The organism is Tabrizicola sp. (assembly GCF_041913445.1).
Classification (GTDB): Bacteria; Pseudomonadota; Alphaproteobacteria; order Rhodobacterales; family Rhodobacteraceae; genus Tabrizicola.
Genome location: NZ_JAYSFG010000018.1, coordinates 25,687 through 44,162, shown reverse-complemented (window position 1 = coordinate 44,162; position 18,476 = coordinate 25,687). Strand labels below are relative to the sequence as shown.

Here is an 18,476-nt window from a genome sequence, read left to right as displayed (position 1 = left end):
GGCGAATCAACGGCGGAGCAGTGCCGGGCGCTGGGAAACCGTCCAGCGTCGTCTCCTCCGCTCAAAGCTCGGCGGCGGATGCAAATTCCGTGCGGGACCCGGAACGGCCATTTGCCACGCAGGTGGCATCGCCGCGCGGCTCTGGTCGGGTTGACGTTTATCAATCATTGCAGCGCGCGGCACCCACGGGCAAGGGGCCGGGCCACGCAGGGGAAGGCGCAAAGCCGCCAAGCCCAAGCAGTGCGCCGACCCCGGGTAAGCGCCCCCGGTCAGCGGGCCGGTCGCACTTTGTTCCGCCCGGACAGGGCTCTCAGGCCCAGCCCAGTCGAACCACTCCCGAAAGAGCGTTTATCATCTTTGGATACCCAGCCGGTGCGCCTTCGGTCCCCGCTGCAGGGCCCCGTTCAGGCCACTTATTCCGGATCGACCCGCGAGATCAGCCGTTCGTCGCAGGGCGCGACGCGCAGGATGTTCGTGGTGCCCTTGACGTTGAAGGGAACGCCGGCGGTCACGACGATCTGGTCTTCCTCGGTTGCAAACCCGTCGGACCGGGCCGCGCCCACCGCCGCCAGCACCGCGCCCTTGAAGCGCTCTTGCGGCGGGGTGATCACGCAATGCGCGCCCCAGGTCAGCGCATAACGGCGCGCCGTGGACATGAGAGGCGTCAGCGCGATGATCGGGACATGCGGGCGTTCGCGGGCGACGAGGCTGGCGGTGGTGCCGGTCTGCGAGAAGCAGCAGATCGCCTTGATGTTGGTGGCCTCGGCGATCTCGCGCGCGGCGGCGACGATGCCGTCGGCGACCGACTCGCGCCGGACCTGGCGCGAGGCCTCGATCACCGAGCGGTAGGTCGGGTCCTTCTCGACGCTCATCGCGACGTCGTTCATCGTGCGCACCGCCTCGACCGGATACTTGCCGGCGGCTGATTCGGCGGACAGCATCACCGCATCCGCGCCTTCGTAGATCGCGGTGGCGACGTCCGAGACCTCGGCCCGGGTGGGCACCGGGGATTCGATCATCGATTCCAGCATCTGGGTCGCCACGATCACCGGCTTCGCCGCTGCGCGCGCACCACGCACCAGCCGCTTCTGGATCGGCGGGACCGAGGTCACGGGCAGTTCCACGCCAAGGTCGCCGCGCGCCACCATGATCCCATCCGAGACCTGCAGGATCGCGTCATAGGCTTTTACGGCGGCGGGCTTCTCGATCTTGGACAGGATCGCGGCACGACCCTTGGCGAGGCTGCGCGCCTCGATCACGTCCTCGGGCCGCTGCACGAAGCTGAGAGCGAGCCAGTCGATGCCCAGCTGGCAGGCAAATTCCAGGTCGCCGCGGTCCTTCTCGGACAGGGCGGCCACGGGCAGGACGACGTCGGGGACGTTCACGCCCTTGCGGTTGGAAATCGTGCCGCCGACCTCGACCGTGCATTCGGCGAAGTCCTTGCCGCAGGTGTTAACGCGCAGGCGGATCTTGCCGTCGTTCACCAGAAGCGAGGTGCCGGGCTCCAGCGCCGCGAAGATTTCCGGGTGCGGCAGGTTCACCCGCTTGGCGTCGCCGGGGGCGGAGGAGAGGTCCATCCGGAACGCCGCGCCTTCCACCAGCTCCTCGGAGCCGTTGGCGAAGACGCCGACGCGCAGCTTCGGGCCCTGCAGGTCGGCCAGGATGCCGATCGGGCGGCCAAGGTCCTTCTCGACCTGGCGGATGATCGCGTGGCGCTTGGCGATGTCCTCGTGGACGCCGTGGCTCATGTTCAGGCGGAACACGTCGGCCCCCGCCTCGAACAGCGCACGGATCATCTCGTAGCTGCTGGATGCCGGGCCAAGCGTGGCCACAATCTTCACGTTGCGGTGGCGGCGCATCGCCATCCTCCTGCTATAAATTCCGGTTCATGTGGGCCGCGTGCCTTATGGCGCAACTCCGCGCGTCCCGCAACGGCGGTTTCGCAAAGCCGCGCTCTTCACGGTGCCGAGGATGGCTGATCGCTGGCATCGCGCGGGAAGGCTGGGTAGAAGCAGGCCATGCGAAGCGAAGCGGACGTGGCATTCAGGATCGAGGGTGAGGACCGCAAGGGCCGCTGGCTGGTGACCTGCGACCATGCGTCGAACCGGGTGCCCGGCTGGGTCAACGGCGGCGACCTGGGCATCCCGGCCGAGGACATGGCCCGCCACATCGCCTGGGACGTGGGCGCGGCCGGTGTGGCGTCGCAGCTGGGCCGCCGTCTGGACAGCCCGGTGATCCTGTCGGACTTCAGCCGCCTGGTGATCGACCCGAACCGGGGCGAGGACGACCCGACCCTGGTGATGCAGCTTTATGACGGGACGATCATCCCGGCGAACCGGCACATCGGGCCGGAGGGGGTCGAGGAGCGGCTGGATCGGCTTTACCGCCCTTACCACGCCGCCTATGCCCGGCTGGCGGCGCTGCGCCCGGACCGGGTGATCGTCGCGGTGCATTCTTTCACCCCCTGCCTTCGGGGGCGCGCGCCCCGGCCCTGGCATGTGGGGGTCCTCTATTCGCATCTGGACGAGCGTTTTTCGAAGCCGCTGATCGCGCGGCTGATGGCCGAGACGGACCTCTGCATCGGCGACAACGAGCCCTACTCCGGCCACCTGCCCGGCGATGCGATCGACCGGCACGCCTTGCGCCTGGGCCGGCACAACACACTTATAGAAGTGAGGAACGACCTGATCGGGACGGCCGAGCACCAGGCGCATTGGGCGGCACGGCTCGCCCCGATCCTGACCGAAGTGCTGGAGGGCCTATGATGGACGACCAAACCCGGACGGAACTGGAAGCCGCGGCCTTCCGCGCGCTGGTGCATCACCTGATGGTCAAGCGGCCGGATGTGCAGAACATCGACCTGATGAACCTGGGCGGCTTCTGCCGGAACTGCCTGAGCCGCTGGTACCAGGAAGCGGCGAGTGAGCGCGGGATCGAGATGACCAAGGACGAGGCGCGCGAGGTGGTCTACGGGATGCCCTACGCCGACTGGGTCGCGCAGAACCAGACCGAGGCGGATGCGGCGAAGAAGGCCGCCTTCGAGGTGGCCTTCCGCGAGAATGTGACCGGGCCGAAAGCCGGCGGCTGACGATGGGGGCCTCGGACCGGATCCGCGACTTCGTCGAGGCCCTTCCCCTGCGGCCGGGACTTCGAGTGCTGGAGATCGGCTGCGGTCCGGGGGTGGCGGCCCGACTGGTGGCGGCACGGGTCGCGCCGGGGGTGGTGCTGGCCATCGACCGGTCCGCAAGCGCGGTGGCCCAGGCGCGGGCGGGGTCCGCGGCAGAGATCGCGGCGGGACGGATGGAGGTCCGGCAGGCGGCGGTGGAGGACTTCGTTCTGGACCCGGGCGAAGCGCCGTTCGACCTTGCTTTTGCCATGCGCGTGGGCGCCCTGGATGGGCGGCATCCAGAGCTGGAGGGGCGGGCCCTGGCGCGACTTCGGGCGGCCCTGACCCCGGGCGGCCGGCTGTTCATCGACGGTGGCACCCCTCTGCGCGAGATCCCGCTGCCTGCCTGATACTGCGGCAACGTAGGGTGGGCGATTCGCGCGCCCTGCCGACCCGGCGGAAAAGCCACAGGCCGCGGCCCAAGCCTCTCACCGTGCAGGGTTTTTTGTGGACCTCACGCGCGCGTGTCGCTATCGTGCCGGAAAACGGGGCGTTACGACCCCGGACTTGAGGCAGCAATGGCATTTCCTGAGCGGTTTTCGAACCTGCCGGACTACGCGTTTCCGCGTCTGCGGAAGCTTCTGGACGCGCACGCCCCCGGCGGTGCCCCCATCGCCATGACCATCGGCGAGCCGCGCCATGCGATGCCGGATTTCGTGGGGCCGATCCTGGCCGCGAACCTGTCGGGTTTTGGCGTCTACCCGCCGAACGACGGAACGCCCGAGCTTCTGGCCGCCATCTCGGCCTGGATTGCCCGCCGCTACTCGGTGACCGTGGCCGAGGATCGGCTGATGGTCCTTAACGGCACGCGAGAGGGGCTGTTCAACGCCTGCATCGCGCTTTGCCCCGAAGTGAAGAACGGCAAGAAGCCGGTCGTGCTGATGCCGAACCCCTTTTATCAGGTCTATGCCGTCGCGGCTCTGACCGTGGGCGCCGAACCTGTCTATGTCCCCGCCACCGCCGCCACCGGCTTCCTGCCCGACTACGGCAGCCTGCCCAAGGACGTGCTGGACCGGGTGGCGCTGGCCTATATCTGCTCGCCCGCGAACCCGCAGGGGGCGGTGGCGTCGAAGGAGTATCTCGCGGACCTTCTGGCCCTGGCCGAGAAGCACGATTTCCGCATCCTCGCCGACGAATGCTATTCGGAAATCTGGCGCGAGGCGCCTCCGCCCGGGCTTCTCCAGGTGGCCCAGGCGCAGGATGCGGATCCGGAGCGGGTGGTGGTGTTCCATTCGCTCTCCAAACGGTCGAACCTGCCGGGCTTGCGGTCGGGCTTCGTCGCCGCTGGCCCCGAATGCATGGTGCGCATCCGGCAACTCCGGTCCTTCGCCGGTGCGCCGCTCCCCCTGCCCCTGCAGCGGGTGGCCGAGGCCTGCTGGCAGGATGAGGGCCATGTCGATGCCTCCCGCGCGCTGTATCAGGCGAAGTTCCGCGATGCGGACCGGATCTTTGCCGGCCTGCAGGGCTACCAGGCCCCGGGTGGCGGCTTCTTCCTGTGGCTTCCCGTCGAGGACGGGGAACAGGCGGCACTGAAGCTTTGGCGCGAGACGGGGGTGCGGGTCCTGCCCGGCGGCTACCTTTCGCGGGACGCCGGGGGGCAGAACCCCGGCAAGGGCTATATCCGGGTGGCGCTCGTCGCCCCCCAAGAAGAAACCTACCGCGGGCTGACCATGCTCCGCGACTGCATCTATGGGTGAGGGACGAATGGCTTCCTATCAGGCACGGCAGCGCGATCCGCTTCTGGACCAGGGCACGCAGGCAATGCTGGAACGCCGGGGGCGCGAGCTTCTGGGGCTGGTGCTGGTGCTGGTGGCCTTCGCCTTCACGCTGATGCTGTGGAGCTACTCGCCCGAGGACCCGGGCTGGATGGTCGCCACGGAAGAGCCGGCGCAGAACCTGTTCGGCCGGTTCGGCGCAGCGGTCGCCTCGACGCTGATCATCCTGATCGGCAAGGGTGCCTGGACGATCCCGATGATCTTCGCGGCCTGGGGCGTCCGCTTCATGATCCATCGCGGCGGCGAGCGCGCCGTGGGCCGGGTGGTCTTTGCGGTGATCGCGGTGGCCTTCGCCGCCGTCCATTGCGCGACGCTGGTGCCGGGGGATGCCTGGACGCACACCTTCGGGCTGGGCGGGTTGTTCGGCGATACCGTCACCGGGTCGCTTCTGGGGGTGATCCCGGGCAGCGCGGGCTTCGGGCTGAAACTCCTGTCGCTTCTGACCTTCGCGGGCCTGATCGCGATGATGCTGTTCGTGACCGGCTTCGACATGGAAGAGTTGAAGGCGATCCAGCGCTTCCTGCTGGTCGGGTCGATCCTGGGCTATTCGGCGCTGCGTCAGGCCCTTGGTTATGGCGCGCGCGGTGCGCTCAGCGGGGCCGCCGCCCTGCAGGACCGGGCGCGGGCGCGGGCGGCGTCCAATGCCTCCCACGCGTCGCGTTATGAGCCGCCCGTGGCGATGGGCCGCGATGCGCCCGTCCAGCGCCGGGTGATGCCGCCGGTCACGGGCGCTATGGCACCCGAGCCGTTGCGCGCGCAGCAGGGACGGGCGATGCCGGCCTCGCTGCGGTCGGAACCGCGTTATGCGGCAGAGCCCGAACCCGCGCCGGCCCCGGTGAAGGAGAAGCTTGGCCTTCTGGAACGCCTGCGCCGCAAGGCCCAGCCCGAGCCGGAGCCGGAGCTGATCGAGGTGGAACCGTCGTGGGATGCGTCGATGCCGACCGAGGACCGGATCAAGGCGCGGATTTCGGACGTGATCCGCACCCGCGTCATGCGCACCCCCGATTTCCCGGTGGCCCCGCCGCCGCTGCCGACCGCTGCCCGGGTGGAGCCGCCGGTGATGCGGCCGAAGGGACCCGTCGTCCTGATGGCCGATACCCGCCCCCTGCCCCGCTCGGTCCCGCCGGTGACCGCCCCCCAGCGCGCCTGGGAAATCGAGGAGGAGGACGAGGACCAGGTCGCCCTCACGGCCGATGCGGATTGGGAGGCCAGGGACGCCTTTGACGAGGACCGTCTGGACGAGCTGGAGGATGAACTCCCCCCCGCGCGCCCGATGGCCTTCATGCCGGACCGCAAGGCCGTGGTGCAGCACGCGGTGAAGAAGCCCGCGCCCTCGCGGCAGGCGATGGCCGAAAGCCAGCCCGCGCTGCGGTTCGAGGAACAGGCGCAGGTCTATGAACTGCCGCCGCTGTCGCTTCTGTCGGCGCCGGTGAAGATCCAGGGGATGCAGCTTTCGGACGAGGCGCTGGAAGAGAACGCGCGGATGCTGGAGTCGGTGCTGGACGACTATGGCGTGAAGGGCGAGATCACCGCGGTCCGCCCCGGGCCCGTCGTGACCATGTACGAGCTGGAGCCCGCGCCAGGCCTGAAGGCCAGCCGGGTGATCGGTCTGGCCGACGACATCGCGCGGTCGATGTCCGCCCTGTCGGCCCGCGTCTCCACCGTGCCTGGCCGCAGCGTCATCGGAATCGAACTTCCCAACGCCCACCGCGAGAAGGTGGTCCTGCGCGAGATCCTGTCGGCCCGCGATTTCGGCGACAGCCAGATGCGGTTGCCGCTGGCCTTGGGCAAGGACATCGGCGGCGAGCCCGTTGTAGCGAACCTGGCCAAGATGCCCCACCTCCTGATCGCGGGGACCACCGGCTCGGGGAAATCCGTCGCGATCAACACGATGATCCTGTCGCTCCTCTACAAGCTCACGCCCGAGGAATGCCGGCTGATCATGATCGACCCGAAGATGCTGGAACTCAGCGTCTACGACGGCATCCCGCATCTCCTCTCCCCCGTCGTCACTGACCCGAAGAAGGCCGTCGTCGCCCTGAAATGGGTCGTGGGCGAGATGGAGGAGCGCTATCGCAAGATGTCCAAGATGGGCGTCCGCAACATCGAGGGCTACAACGGCCGCGTCCGCGAGGCGCTGTCCAAGGGCGAGATGTTCAAGCGCACGATCCAGACCGGGTTCGACGAGGAAACCGGCGATCCGGTGTTCGAGACCGAAGAATTCGCGCCGCAGCCCTTCCCTTATATCGTCGTCATCGTGGACGAGATGGCCGACCTGATGATGGTCGCGGGGAAAGAGATCGAGGCCTGCATCCAGCGCCTTGCGCAGATGGCGCGGGCCTCGGGCATCCACCTGATCATGGCGACGCAGCGTCCCTCGGTCGACGTCATCACCGGCACGATCAAGGCCAACTTCCCGACGCGGATTTCCTTCCAGGTGACCTCGAAGATCGACAGCCGCACCATCCTGGGCGAACAGGGCGCGGAACAGCTGCTCGGGGCCGGGGACATGCTCTACATGGGCAACGGCGCGAAGATCACCCGTATCCACGGGCCGTTCGTGTCGGACGAGGAAGTCGAGGAGATCGTCAACCACCTCAAATCCTTCGGACCCCCGGTCTACATGTCGGGCGTCGTCGAAGGGCCGGAGGACGAGGTCGCGGGCGACATCGACATGGTGCTGGGCCTCGGCGGCGGCGAAGGCTCGGACGATGCGCTGTACGACCAGGCCGTGGCGATCGTGGCGCGGGACCGGAAGTGCTCGACCTCCTACATCCAGCGGAAACTCGGGATCGGCTACAACAAGGCCGCGCGCCTGGTGGAGCAGATGGAAGAGGAAGGCGTCGTCACCCGCGCCAACCACGTCGGGAAGCGCGAGATCCTGGTCGAGGAACGCTAGACCGCCCAAGGATTAATCCTTGCAGGGACCCCACCGGAGAATTCCGGGGGGTCCTTAAACATTTGGGCGCGTCCGACACAATTGCGCCTCAATCCGGCCCGAATCTGTCCACAACCTCAGGTTGTAAATCGTGTCCGGTTTTCGCCACAGAATCGACATGGTGCTGAAGGGTGGAGCCGGTTGCATTGGAGTGGGGGCTCCTGGAGAATGGCCTTTGACACCTCGGACACCTTGACCCGATCCGCCTGCAGCGACGAGCTTCTGCCGGGCACCACACTTTTCCACGGCCAGTACCGGATCACGCGCTACATCAACGCGGGCGGGTTCGGAATCACCTACCTGGCCAAGGACAGCCTGGACCGTGACGTGGTGATCAAGGAGTGCTTCTCCTCAACCTTCTGCCGCCGCACCGAAAGCCGGGTCCGCGCCCGGTCGCTGTCGACGCGCGACCAGATGCAGAGGATCGTGAAAAGCTTCCTGAACGAGGCCCGCGCGCTGGCCAGCTTGAAGCATCCGAACATCGTCGGCGTCCACCAGGTCTTCGAGGACAACGACACCGCCTACATGGCACTGGACTATATCCGCGGCCATGACCTGCTGGAGATCGTGGACGAACGGAAGGCCACGCTGACGCCGGATCAGATCGTCACCATCGCGGGCAAGCTGGTCTCGGCCATCGCCTACATCCACGGGCGGGGCCTGCTTCATTGCGACATCTCGCCCGACAACATCTTCCTGACGCCCGAGGGCGAGCCGATCCTCATCGACTTCGGCGCCGCGCGGCGCAGCGCCCAGGGCGAGGCGCAGAAATATTCGGGGCTGAGCGTGGTGAAGGACGGGTATTCGCCGCACGAGTTGTACGCGGCAAGCGGGAATTCCGGGCCGTGGAGCGACATCTACTCGCTGGCCGCCTCGCTTTACCACGCGATCGCCGGGCGGGCGCCCGAGAACTGCCAGGCGCGGCTGGCCGCGATGGCGGAAAAGCGCCCCGATCCGGTCCGTCGCCTGGCGGGGCGGGTCGCAGGCTACCCGGCGGGCTTCCTGGAAAGCATCGACCGGGCCATGGCCGTCCTGCCGGCCGCGCGGTTCCAGTCCGCGACCGAATGGCAGCGCGCCCTGCCGCAGCCCGAAGCCAAGGACCGCAAGGTCGTGCTTCTGCGCCGGCTGGTCCCGACGGACGCCGGGACCGAAGCTCCGGTGCGCGCCGCTATTCCCCCGGCGACCCCGCTGCCGGTCCGTCCGCGCCGTACCTTCCTGCGCGGCAACGAGGCCGACATCTCGGGCCTGCGGCGGGTCAGCGGCTTTCTGGGGGCCTGGCTGGTGGATGGTGCCACGGGCCAGGTGCTGGCGGCAGAGCAAGAGGACCGCCACGGTGACCAGGGTGCCCTGATGGCTGCCGCCGTGGGCCTGGGGCGCGCTCATATCCGGGCAATGGAACTGGTGAACGACCGGGTCGAGGACATCGTGGTGACGCTTGGCCGCCAGGTGCACCTGATCCGGCCGCTGGCCCATTCGGCGCGGACCTTCCTCTGCGTCGCGATGGACGGGGAAACTGCAAACCCCGGACTGGCCCGGGTGCAGTTGCGGCGGGTGGAGCAGGGACTCCGGCTTTAGGCCCGGATCACGACAGTTCCAGCCGTCCGCGCCGCGTGCCGCTTGTCGATGCTTCCAGGATCAGCGCCAGGATCACGGCCACCACGACCGAGAAGAGCGCAAGCTCGACCCAGGTGATCCGCAGCGACTGGCCGATGATGATCGCCAGCGGGTGCGACAGGATGATCCAGGTCGAGATCCGGCCGCACCAGTCCGATGTCGGCGTGCTTGGCAGGCGGACCGCCAGGCAGAAGAGCGCCAGCCCGGTGCCGACCAGGATCGTCACGTTGTCGGGCGACGGCCGGCCCAGGAACAGGATCGCCGAGCTGACAAGCAGCGTGACCAGCGCAAGCCGCCAGCCCCAGGCGATGAAGGCGACCCCGACCAGGATCGGCAGGATCCCGAAGCTCCACAGGCCGAAGGGCACCGTCTCCGAGGTTCCTTCCAAGGCCATGAGCAGAGCCAAGATCACGGCGGTGCCGAAGGACGCGATCGGATGCTGGAACCAGGGGGCCAGGACCGAGGCAAGGAAAGCGAAGGGCAGGATCCAGAGATGGGCCCAGGTGCCCGTGAGGATCATGTAGTTTTCCCACCAGCCGAAGGGCGCGTCATGCGTCTTGACGGCAAAGACGACGTGGACGATGGCAAAGATGATCGACCAGACAAGGAACGGCAACAGAAGCCGTCGCGCCTTGCTGGCCACCGTCTCGGTCGCGGGCAGTGTCAGGAGGACAAGCAGGAACGGCACCGACAGATAGGCAATGCGGTTGCCGGGCGCCTGGGTAAAGAACCACGTAAGGCCAAGCGCCGCCAGGAGCTGGCCGTAGTCGGTCAACGCGTTGCGCTCTGCCGTCACGACTGCATTCCCCGCTGCGACGCACGGGCATAAGTGTGCGCCGAAATTGCGTTTCAATCCAGTGGTTAATCTGGCTCGCCGCAACCGAGAGCAGCGGCGACTGGGCGCAACCCCCGGTTAGTTTGAGGTGCCCCGTTACGCTGGCACCGGTGCGCCCTGCAAACCGCGCTGGCCCTTGTGGCCGTCGCGCAGGTAGCGGGCATAGCCCAGGTCCGCCGCCTCGATCTCGGCCCTTCGCCCGCTGACGATGTCCGCCAGCACCCGGCCCGACCCCGCCGCCATCGTCCAGCCTAGCGTGCCGTGGCCGGTGTTCAGGAACAGGTTCTGGATCGGCGAGCGGCCGACGATGGGCGTGCCATCGGGTGTCATCGGGCGGAGGCCGCACCAGAATTTCGCCTGGGACTGGTCCCCCGCCCCGCCGAACAGGTCCTCGACCGAATGGGTCAGGGTGGCCTGGCGCTTGGGCTTGAGACTCATGTCGAAGCCGGCGATCTCGGCCATGCCGCCCACGCGGATGCGGTCGCCCAGGCGGGTGATGGCGATCTTGTGCGTCTCGTCCATCACGGTCGACACCGGGGCGCGGGCCTCGTCCACGATCGGGACGGTGATCGAGTAACCCTTGACCGGATAGACCGGCAGCTTGATCCCGAAATCCTTGACCAGCATCGGTGAATAGGAGCCGAGCGCCACCACGAAGGCATCCGCCGTGACGCGGCCTTCCGAGGTATGGACCGAGGTGACCCGCCCCATCGAGACTTCCAGCCGGTCGATGGACACGCCGTGGCGGAAGGTCACGCCCAAGGCGCGGGCCATGTCGGCCAGCGACTGGGTGAACTTGAAGCAGTCCCCCGTCTCATCCCCCGGCAGGCGCAGGCCGCCGGCGATCTTGCCCTTGGAGGCCGCAAGGCCTGGTTCGGCCGCGACGCAGGCGTCAGCATCCAGAACCTCGAACGGAACGCCGTCGGCCTTCAGGACCGCGATGTCCTTTTCCGCCGCCGCGACCTGTTTTTCGGTGCGGAAGAGCTGCAGCGTCCCCTGCGTCCGCTCATCGTACTTGATCCCGGTCTCGGCCCGCAGCTCCATCAGGCAATCGCGCGAGTATTCCGCAAGCCGCACCATGCGCGACTTGTTCACCGCATAGGCCTCGGCCGTGCAGTTCATCAGCATCCGCGCCATCCACGACAGCTTCGTCCAGTCCATGCGCGGCTGGATGATCAGCGGCGCGTGCTCCATGAACATCCACTTCAGCGCCTTGGTCGGGATGCCTGGCGCCGCCCAGGGCGAGGAATAGCCGGGGCTGATCTCGCCCGCGTTGGCAAAAGAGGTCTCGAGCGCGGCGGCCGGCTGGCGGTCGATCACCGTGACCTCATGCCCGGCCTTGGCCAGATACCAGGCCGAAGTCACCCCGATCACGCCCGCGCCCAGCACCACGACCTTCATCTGATCCATCCCGATCCAGCGTTGCAATGCAGGTGAAGATATGGCGGGAAGAGCGGGATTTCTTGGGGATTATAGGCGCTGGATTGATGCAAGATGGAACAATCTTCGACGATCATGGAATTATGCAGAATATTCTACGTGCACCAGGACCGCACCCGCAAGGATTGCTCCTTCACGCCCGTTTCACAGGCTTGGCACGTCCTTGCAACAGACCGTGGGCCGGGGGTGCATCCGACGCGGCGCAGCGCTATATTCGGTGCATGAACCGTCGCTTCGCCCTTCTGGCCCCGCTCGCCTTCCTGCTGCCGCTTCCTGCGGCCGCCGAGAAGATTTCGCTTGCCGCACTGTCCGACTATCTGAACGGTCTGACCACCGTGGAGTCGGACTTTACCCAGGTGAACTCGGACGGGTCGATCTCGACGGGAAAGATCTACATCAACCGTCCCGGCCGCGTGCGGTTCGAATACGCGCCGCCGGACCGCAGCCTGGTCATCGCCGGTGGCCAGCAGGTCGCGATCTTCGACGCCAAGTCGAACCAGCCGCCCGAACAGTATCCGCTGAAACGGACGCCGCTGAACCTGATCCTGGGCCGCAACATCGACCTTGGCCGCGCGAAGATGGTGGTCGGCCATTCGGACGACGGCACCTCGACCCGGGTGACCGCGCAGGACCCGGAGAACCCGGAATACGGCACGATCGAGCTGGTCTTCACCGACAACCCCGTCGAGCTGCGCCAGTGGGTCATCACCGACGACCTTGGCGCGCAGACCACCGTGATCCTTGGCGAGATGAAGAAGGGCGGCCAGATGCGCGCAAGCCTCTTCGACATCACGGCCGAAACGGCCAAGCGCGGCAACTGAGGCGGGGCGGTCGGCCGCCCGCGCCCTTCAGCGGCAGTAGGCCAGCTGCTCGCGGTACATCTCGGACCGCGACCCGACCTTCGCCGCCACTTCCACGAGCCAGGGCTTGTTCAGGTAGGACTGGTTGGAATAGCCGGTCCGCCCTTCGTGATAGGCCAGGTACTGCGCTTCGGCGTCGGACTTGGAGATCCCCAGCGAGCGCGAGGATTCGTCCATGTACCAGCCCATGAAATCGGTGGCGTCCGCGATGTCGTCGCGCTTGGCCCGGCGGCCGCCCGCGCTGTCCTGGTACTCCTCCCAGGTGCCGTTCAGCGCCTGGCTGTAGCCATAGGCGGTGCTTTGCCGACCCATCGGGATCACGCCCAGCGCAAAGCGGTGTGGCGTCCGCGCGTTGCCCACGAACTTCGATTCCTGGTAGATCGTGGCCATCTGCACATGGACCGGGATGCCCCAACGGCGCTCGGTCCGCTCCATCGCCCGCAGATACTGCGGCCGCTCGCGGATGATCGCACATGCATCGTCCAACTGCCTCGGCGCCGAGTAGTTGCCACCGCCCCCGCAGGATGCAAGGCATAGGACCACCAGCGACGCACGGAGAAACCTGCTCATCTGCCCCTCGTGCACTTTTCTTTTGTGGCAAGTTTAGCTTATTCGCAGCGGGGATGAAATGGGGTTTGCCGGACCTGCCCATCAGAAAGCCGCGAGGTGCCCACTGTCTGGGCACGGCCCACAGACTGTTTCCCCTGTGGTGGCGCGGCGAAGTGGACAGATTTACTGCGAAGGCGTAAGAAATACTGGGGGATTGTGCCATGCAGACGACGCACGCCAAGTACCATATCGGACAGGTGCTCCGTCATCGGAAGCATCCGTTCCGTGGTGTCGTCTTCGATGTGGATGCCATGTTCTCCAACACCGAGGAATGGTACGACAACATCCCCGAAGACAGCCGTCCCTCGAAGGACCAGCCGTTCTATCACCTGCTCGCCGAAAACGGCCAAAGCTACTACGTGGCCTATGTGTCCGAGCAGAACCTTGTCCCCGATGAAACCGGCGAGCCGGTGGATCACCCAGATCTGGGCGATCTCTTCGGGGATTTCGAGGATGGGCGTTACCCGGTCACCTTCCAGCTGAACTGACCGGACGCCACTTACCAGTTGTTCACCCTTTGCCCCTAGGCTTCGGAAAGACGAAGCGAAGGGGTGCATCATGCAACTGCAGACTCAGACCAGGCCCAAGGTGATCTCGGTGTCGGTGATCGACGACCGGATCGATGCGGCGACCGCCATCCAGTTCAAGGAACGGATGCGCGACATCACCAAGGACGGACCCGCGCGGGTCGTGCTGGACCTTGCCCGGGTCCAGTTCCTCGATTCCTCGGGGCTTGGCGCCATCGTCGCGGTGAAGAAGCACCTCGCCCCCGACCGGGCGCTGGAGCTTGCGGGCCTGACCCCCACGGTCGAGAAGGTCTTCCGCCTGACGCGGATGGACAGCATCTTCACGATCCACCCCTCGGTCGATGTCGCCGTCTCGCATGCAGCCAGCGCGTGACGTCCAGCCAGCCGACGGCGACCTGCGCCTGACCTTTCTGGCCAGCCCCTTCGGCGTCCGTGACGGGCTGGCGCAGATGCTGGCGGCACCGCCGCTCGGCGACCTTGCGCCGGACCTGCGGGGCACGGCCGAGCTTGTCCTGGCCGAGGTGCTGAACAACATCGCCGAACACGCCTATGCCGCGGGACCAGGGCCGGTGACCGTCACCCTTACGGCAGAGCCCGGGGGGACGCGCTGCCTTGTGGTGGACCAGGGCCTTGCCATGCCGGGCGGACGGGTTCCCGTCGGGAACCTGCCCAGCGCCGACACCGCGGTCGAGGATCTGCCCGAGGGCGGGTTCGGCTGGCACCTGATCCACAGCCTGACCCGGGACCTGTCCTATCACCGCGCCGGAGCTTGCAACCGGCTTGGCTTTCTTCTGCCGCACGGCGGCTAGACCGGTCGCATTCTGCCGATTTGTCGCAAGCCTGCCACTGCCGCGTCGCGCTTTCGCCGAAGGGCAGCGGGACAAGGGCCACGCGGCGCCACAGCTGCCCCCTGACGTGCGGATCCAGTCCCACCCTCTCCCGGACGTCAGGGGCCTTTTCCCTTGGATTTTCCCACCCTGCGGCCTAGCTTCGGCCTATTCTGAATTCGGGGGAATGATGCGCGACCTTCACCTTCCCGGCCGCTCGGCCGTCTATGCCAAGAACGGCGTCTGCGCCACTTCGCATCCCATCGCGGCCCAGGTCGCCATCGAGGTGCTGAAATCCGGCGGCAACGCGGCGGATGCGGCCATCGCCGGCGCTCTGGTCCTCGGCATCGCCGAGCCGCAGATGACCGGGATTGGCGGCGATTGCTTCGTGCTTCTGAAGCCCGCCGGGTCGGAAGAGATCGTAGCGCTGAACGGCTCCGGCCGTTCGCCCAAGGGGCTGAATGCCGCCGAGTTGCGCGCGCGGGGCCTGAGCGCCATGCCGATCCAGTCCATCGAAGCCGTGACGCTTCCCGGCGCCATCGACGCCTTCTGCCGCCTGAATGCCGACTACGGACTGAAGTCGCTTGAGGAAATCCTCGCCCCTGCGATCCACTATGCCGAGGAGGGCATCCCCGTCGCCCCCCGCGTCGCCTTTGACTGGGCCGACGACCTCCCCTGCCTGAAGGGCGCCGCGCGCGATTTCTACACGCTGAATGGAAAGGCCCCCAGCGTCGGCCAGGTCTTCCGCGCCCCCGGTCAGGCGGAAGTCCTGCGCCGCATCGCCAGGCAGGGCCGTGCCGGGTTCTATGAGGGCGAGGTGGCCGAGGACATGATCTCCTCGCTGCAAGCGCTTGGCGGCACGCACACGCTGGACGACCTTGCCGCCACCGCCTGCGACTACACCACCCCGGTCTCGGGCCCCTACCACGGGATCGACCTGGTCGAGCATCCGCCGAACGGCCAGGGCGCGACGGCGATCCTTTTGCTGAACATCCTCAAGCACTTCGACCTTGCGTCGATGGACCCGTTCGGAACCCAGCGCGCCCATATCGAGGCCGAGGCGACCAAGCTCGCCTACGACGCCCGCAACCGCTTCATCGCCGATCCGGACCATACGAAGCGGCTCGACCACATGCTCTCGGCAGAGACGGCCGCCAAGCTTGCCGCCCTGATCGACCCCAAGCGCGCCATGCCCGCCGCCGCCCCCCTGACCGAGGCGGTCCACCGCGACACGATCTACATCACCGTCGTCGACCGCGACCGGATGGCGGTGTCCTTGATCTATTCGATCTTCTGGGGTTTCGGCTCCGGCCTTGCATCGTCGAAGTTCGGGATCAACTTCCAGAACCGCGGCGCCGGCTTCACCCTGCAGGAAGGCCACCCGAACGAGGCCGCCGGGGGCAAGCGCCCGATGCACACCATCATCCCGGGCATGATCAAGCAGAACGGCAAGGTCCTGATGCCCTTCGGTGTCATGGGCGGGGCCTACCAGCCCTGCGGCCATGCGCGCTTTGTGACGAACCTCGTCGACTACGGCCTCGACCTGCAGGAAGCGATGGACGCCCCGCGCTGCTTCTCGGGTCCCGACGGGATGGAGGTCGAACGCGGCTACAGCGAGACCGTCCGCAGTGAGCTTGCCGCAATGGGCCACAAGGTCGTCATCCCGGACACGCCGCTTGGCGGCAGCCAGGCGATCCGGATCGACGGCGAGCTTCTGACCGGCGCCTCCGACCCGCGGAAGGACGGCTGCGCCCTTGGCTACTGACCCCGCCCAGACCGTCGACCGCCCCGCGATCAGCCAGGCGATCCGCGCCCTCACTCATGGCGAGACGGACACCGTCGCGCTGATGGCCACCGTCGCCTGCGAGATTCACCACGCGCATCCCCTTTGCGACTGGACCGGCTTCTACCGCGTCGTGGCGCCCGAGCTTCTGAAGATCGGTCCCTACCAGGGCGGCCACGGCTGCCTCGTGATCCCCTTCTCCCGCGGGGTCTGCGGCGCTGCCGCGCGGACCGGGGAAATCCAGAACGTCCCGGACGTCGAGGCCTTCCCCGGCCACATCGCCTGCTCCTCCTCGACGAAATCGGAACTCGTCCTTCCGGTCTGGAACGGCCAGGGCAAGCTCCTCGGGGTCCTCGACCTCGACAGCGACACGCCTGCGGCCTTCACCAAGGCCGACGAAGACTGGCTCGTCCCCCTTCTGGCAGAGGTGTTCCACGACGCGGCCTGACCCGGTCCTGTTGCGCTTTCACCTTTGAGCAAATATCCCACGGGAGGTCCGGAGGGTGTGAAACCCTCCGGGGCCGGCCACGGGCGCAAAGGACAGATCATGGCGGACATCACCCTTCTCGACGGCGGCATGGGCCAGGAACTGATCGCCCGTGCCGGGTCCGACCCCGGCCCCTTGTGGGCCACGCGGGTGATGATCGACCACCCCGGCCTGGTCCGCGCGATCCACGAGGATTACTTCGCCGCCGGGGCCAGCCTGGCCACGACGAACACCTACAACATCCTGCACGACCGGCTGATCCCGCACGGGCTGGACGCGCTTTACCACGCCCTCCACCTCCGCGCGCTGGCCGAGGCGCATGAGGCCCGCGCCGCCGCCGGACGCGGCCGCATCGCCGGGTCGATGGGTCCCCTGGGGGAAAGCTACCGCCCCGACCTCACCCCGCCGGTGGAGGTCTCGACCGCGCTCTATGCCGAGAAGTCCCAAATTCTCGCCCCGCATGTCGACCTCATCCTGATCGAGACAATCTCCTCGCTCGACCTCGCCCGCGGCGCGCTTAAGGGCGCGCGGACCACCGACCGTCCGGTCTGGCTGAGCGTGTCGGTCCAGGACCGCGATGGCATCAAGCTGCGCTCCGGCGAACCGGTCGCTGCGCTGGCAGACGTCCTTGACGAGACACCCGCCGACGCCGTCCTCGCCAACTGCTCGATGCCCGAGGCGATGTCCGCGGCGCTTGACGCCCTCAAACCCCTGGGCCTTCCCTTCGGCGCCTATGCCAACGGCTTCTCCGAGATCACACCCCACACCCACGGCACCTCTGCCCCGGAATACTGCGCCCGCCACGACCTTTCCCCCGAACGCTACACCGACTTCGCGCTGCAATGGGTCGCGCAGGGTGCCACGCTGATCGGCGGCTGCTGCGAGGTTGGACCGGCCCATATCCGCCACCTCCATGCCCGCCTTGTCGCCGAAGGGCACAGGGTTGCATAAGCCCTCGCTCATCCCGGATTTCGCCTACGACCCGCCCGACGGGCCGCTCTCGATCCTCTATGAGGACAAGGCGATCCTCGTGGTCGACAAGCCTGCGGGCCTCCTGACCGTGCCGGGCAAGCTGGAAAACCGGCAGGATTGCCTCGTCACCCGCCTGCAGGCCGCACGCTGGGATGCGCTGACCGTCCACCGGCTGGACTGCGACACCTCGGGGGTGATCATCTTCGCCCGCACCAAGCAGGCGCAGGGCTTCCTCGGGCAGGAGTTCGAGCAGCGCCGCGCGCAGAAGACCTACATCGCCCGGCTGAAGGGTCGGCTGGAACCCGATAGCGGCACCGTCGACCTGCCGTTGGGCAGCGATTGGGACTACCGCCCGCGCCAGAAGGTCGATCACGAACACGGCCGCCCCGCCGTGACCGACTGGCAGGTGATCGGCCGCACTGACGACGAGACCCACGTGCGCCTGACCCCGCACACCGGGCGAAGCCACCAGTTGCGCGTCCACATGCTGAGCCTTGGCCACCCGATCCTGGGCGACCAGATCTATGCGCCCGAGACGCGGGACCAGCATGCCCGCCTAATGCTTCATGCCGAGACGCTGGCCCTGCATCATCCGACGACGGGGGACTGGGTCAGCTTCACCGCGCCCGTGCCGTTCTAGGCT

The 18,476-nt window shown here is 67.3% G+C and carries 18 protein-coding genes; 14 read left to right on the top strand and 4 right to left on the bottom strand.

Annotated elements, in window-relative coordinates; translation table 11 throughout:
* Positions 1 to 413: 413 nt before the first annotated feature.
* Positions 414 to 1,859, bottom strand: coding sequence for a pyruvate kinase (pyk, locus tag ACE3Q6_RS17225; RefSeq protein WP_374435110.1), 1,446 nt, complete (start codon positions 1,857 to 1,859; stop codon positions 414 to 416).
* A gap of 159 nt (positions 1,860 to 2,018) precedes the next feature.
* Between pyk and ACE3Q6_RS17220 the strand changes: the two genes are divergently transcribed.
* The 6 genes from ACE3Q6_RS17220 to ACE3Q6_RS17195 all read left to right on the top strand — a co-directional run bounded on the left by ACE3Q6_RS17220 (position 2,019) and on the right by ACE3Q6_RS17195 (position 9,454).
* The gene (locus ACE3Q6_RS17220; RefSeq protein WP_374435106.1) at positions 2,019 to 2,765 is read left to right on the top strand and encodes an N-formylglutamate amidohydrolase; all 747 of its coding nucleotides are present in this window, start codon (positions 2,019 to 2,021) and stop codon (positions 2,763 to 2,765) included.
* Entirely contained in the window at positions 2,765 to 3,088 is a 324-nt protein-coding gene (locus ACE3Q6_RS17215) for a DUF1244 domain-containing protein (protein WP_374435104.1), read from the top strand. The genes ACE3Q6_RS17220 and ACE3Q6_RS17215 overlap by 1 nt, the downstream gene beginning before the upstream one ends.
* Positions 3,089 to 3,090: 2 nt before the next feature.
* Complete coding sequence (locus ACE3Q6_RS17210; RefSeq protein WP_374435102.1) at positions 3,091 to 3,516, top strand: cyclopropane-fatty-acyl-phospholipid synthase family protein; 426 nt, start codon at positions 3,091 to 3,093, stop codon at positions 3,514 to 3,516.
* A 168-nt stretch (positions 3,517 to 3,684) separates the two neighbouring features.
* A complete protein-coding gene (locus ACE3Q6_RS17205; RefSeq protein ID WP_374435099.1) occupies positions 3,685 to 4,863 on the top strand; it encodes an aminotransferase class I/II-fold pyridoxal phosphate-dependent enzyme in 1,179 nt (392 codons plus the stop codon).
* Positions 4,864 to 4,870: 7 nt separating this feature from the next.
* A complete protein-coding gene (locus ACE3Q6_RS17200; RefSeq protein WP_374435098.1) occupies positions 4,871 to 7,840 on the top strand; it encodes a DNA translocase FtsK 4TM domain-containing protein in 2,970 nt (989 codons plus the stop codon).
* A gap of 207 nt (positions 7,841 to 8,047) precedes the next feature.
* Entirely contained in the window at positions 8,048 to 9,454 is a 1,407-nt protein-coding gene (locus ACE3Q6_RS17195; protein WP_374435095.1) for a serine/threonine-protein kinase, read from the top strand.
* Positions 9,455 to 9,461: 7 nt separating this feature from the next.
* Here ACE3Q6_RS17195 and ACE3Q6_RS17190 read toward each other — a convergent pair whose 3' ends face one another.
* Together ACE3Q6_RS17190 and ACE3Q6_RS17185 are read right to left on the bottom strand one after the other, a co-directional pair.
* Positions 9,462 to 10,289: an acyltransferase family protein gene (locus tag ACE3Q6_RS17190; protein WP_374435093.1), complete on the bottom strand. Its 828-nt coding sequence runs from the start codon at positions 10,287 to 10,289 to the stop codon at positions 9,462 to 9,464.
* A 135-nt stretch (positions 10,290 to 10,424) separates the two neighbouring features.
* Positions 10,425 to 11,729, bottom strand: a complete 1,305-nt coding sequence (locus ACE3Q6_RS17185; protein ID WP_374435210.1) for a D-amino acid dehydrogenase — start codon at positions 11,727 to 11,729, stop codon at positions 10,425 to 10,427.
* Between the two features lie 260 nt (positions 11,730 to 11,989).
* Between ACE3Q6_RS17185 and ACE3Q6_RS17180 the strand changes: the two genes are divergently transcribed.
* On the top strand, positions 11,990 to 12,589 hold the full coding sequence (locus tag ACE3Q6_RS17180) for an outer membrane lipoprotein carrier protein LolA (RefSeq protein WP_374435090.1): 600 nt from the start codon (positions 11,990 to 11,992) through the stop codon (positions 12,587 to 12,589).
* A 27-nt stretch (positions 12,590 to 12,616) separates the two neighbouring features.
* Here ACE3Q6_RS17180 and ACE3Q6_RS17175 read toward each other — a convergent pair whose 3' ends face one another.
* Positions 12,617 to 13,198: a lytic transglycosylase gene (locus ACE3Q6_RS17175; protein WP_374435088.1), complete on the bottom strand. Its 582-nt coding sequence runs from the start codon at positions 13,196 to 13,198 to the stop codon at positions 12,617 to 12,619.
* 200 nt (positions 13,199 to 13,398) lie between these two features.
* On the opposite strand from ACE3Q6_RS17175, the gene hspQ reads away from it, so the two are divergent.
* From hspQ to ACE3Q6_RS17140, 7 genes are all read left to right on the top strand, one after another.
* Positions 13,399 to 13,725, top strand: a complete 327-nt coding sequence (gene hspQ / locus ACE3Q6_RS17170) for a heat shock protein HspQ (RefSeq protein WP_137109145.1) — start codon at positions 13,399 to 13,401, stop codon at positions 13,723 to 13,725.
* 70 nt (positions 13,726 to 13,795) lie between these two features.
* Entirely contained in the window at positions 13,796 to 14,137 is a 342-nt protein-coding gene (locus ACE3Q6_RS17165) for an STAS domain-containing protein (RefSeq protein WP_374435087.1), read from the top strand.
* Positions 14,121 to 14,573, top strand: coding sequence for an ATP-binding protein (locus ACE3Q6_RS17160; RefSeq protein WP_374435084.1), 453 nt, complete (start codon positions 14,121 to 14,123; stop codon positions 14,571 to 14,573). The genes ACE3Q6_RS17165 and ACE3Q6_RS17160 overlap by 17 nt, the downstream gene beginning before the upstream one ends.
* Positions 14,574 to 14,781: 208 nt before the next feature.
* A complete protein-coding gene (locus ACE3Q6_RS17155) occupies positions 14,782 to 16,356 on the top strand; it encodes a gamma-glutamyltransferase family protein (protein ID WP_374435082.1) in 1,575 nt (524 codons plus the stop codon).
* Positions 16,346 to 16,822: a GAF domain-containing protein gene (locus ACE3Q6_RS17150; RefSeq protein ID WP_374435079.1), complete on the top strand. Its 477-nt coding sequence runs from the start codon at positions 16,346 to 16,348 to the stop codon at positions 16,820 to 16,822. The genes ACE3Q6_RS17155 and ACE3Q6_RS17150 overlap by 11 nt, the downstream gene beginning before the upstream one ends.
* Positions 16,823 to 16,921: 99 nt before the next feature.
* Positions 16,922 to 17,812, top strand: a complete 891-nt coding sequence (locus ACE3Q6_RS17145) for a homocysteine S-methyltransferase family protein (protein WP_374435077.1) — start codon at positions 16,922 to 16,924, stop codon at positions 17,810 to 17,812.
* Complete coding sequence (locus ACE3Q6_RS17140) at positions 17,805 to 18,473, top strand: RluA family pseudouridine synthase (RefSeq protein WP_374435075.1); 669 nt, start codon at positions 17,805 to 17,807, stop codon at positions 18,471 to 18,473. Before ACE3Q6_RS17145 ends, ACE3Q6_RS17140 begins: the two co-directional genes overlap by 8 nt.
* The last annotated feature ends 3 nt before the right edge of the window (positions 18,474 to 18,476 follow it).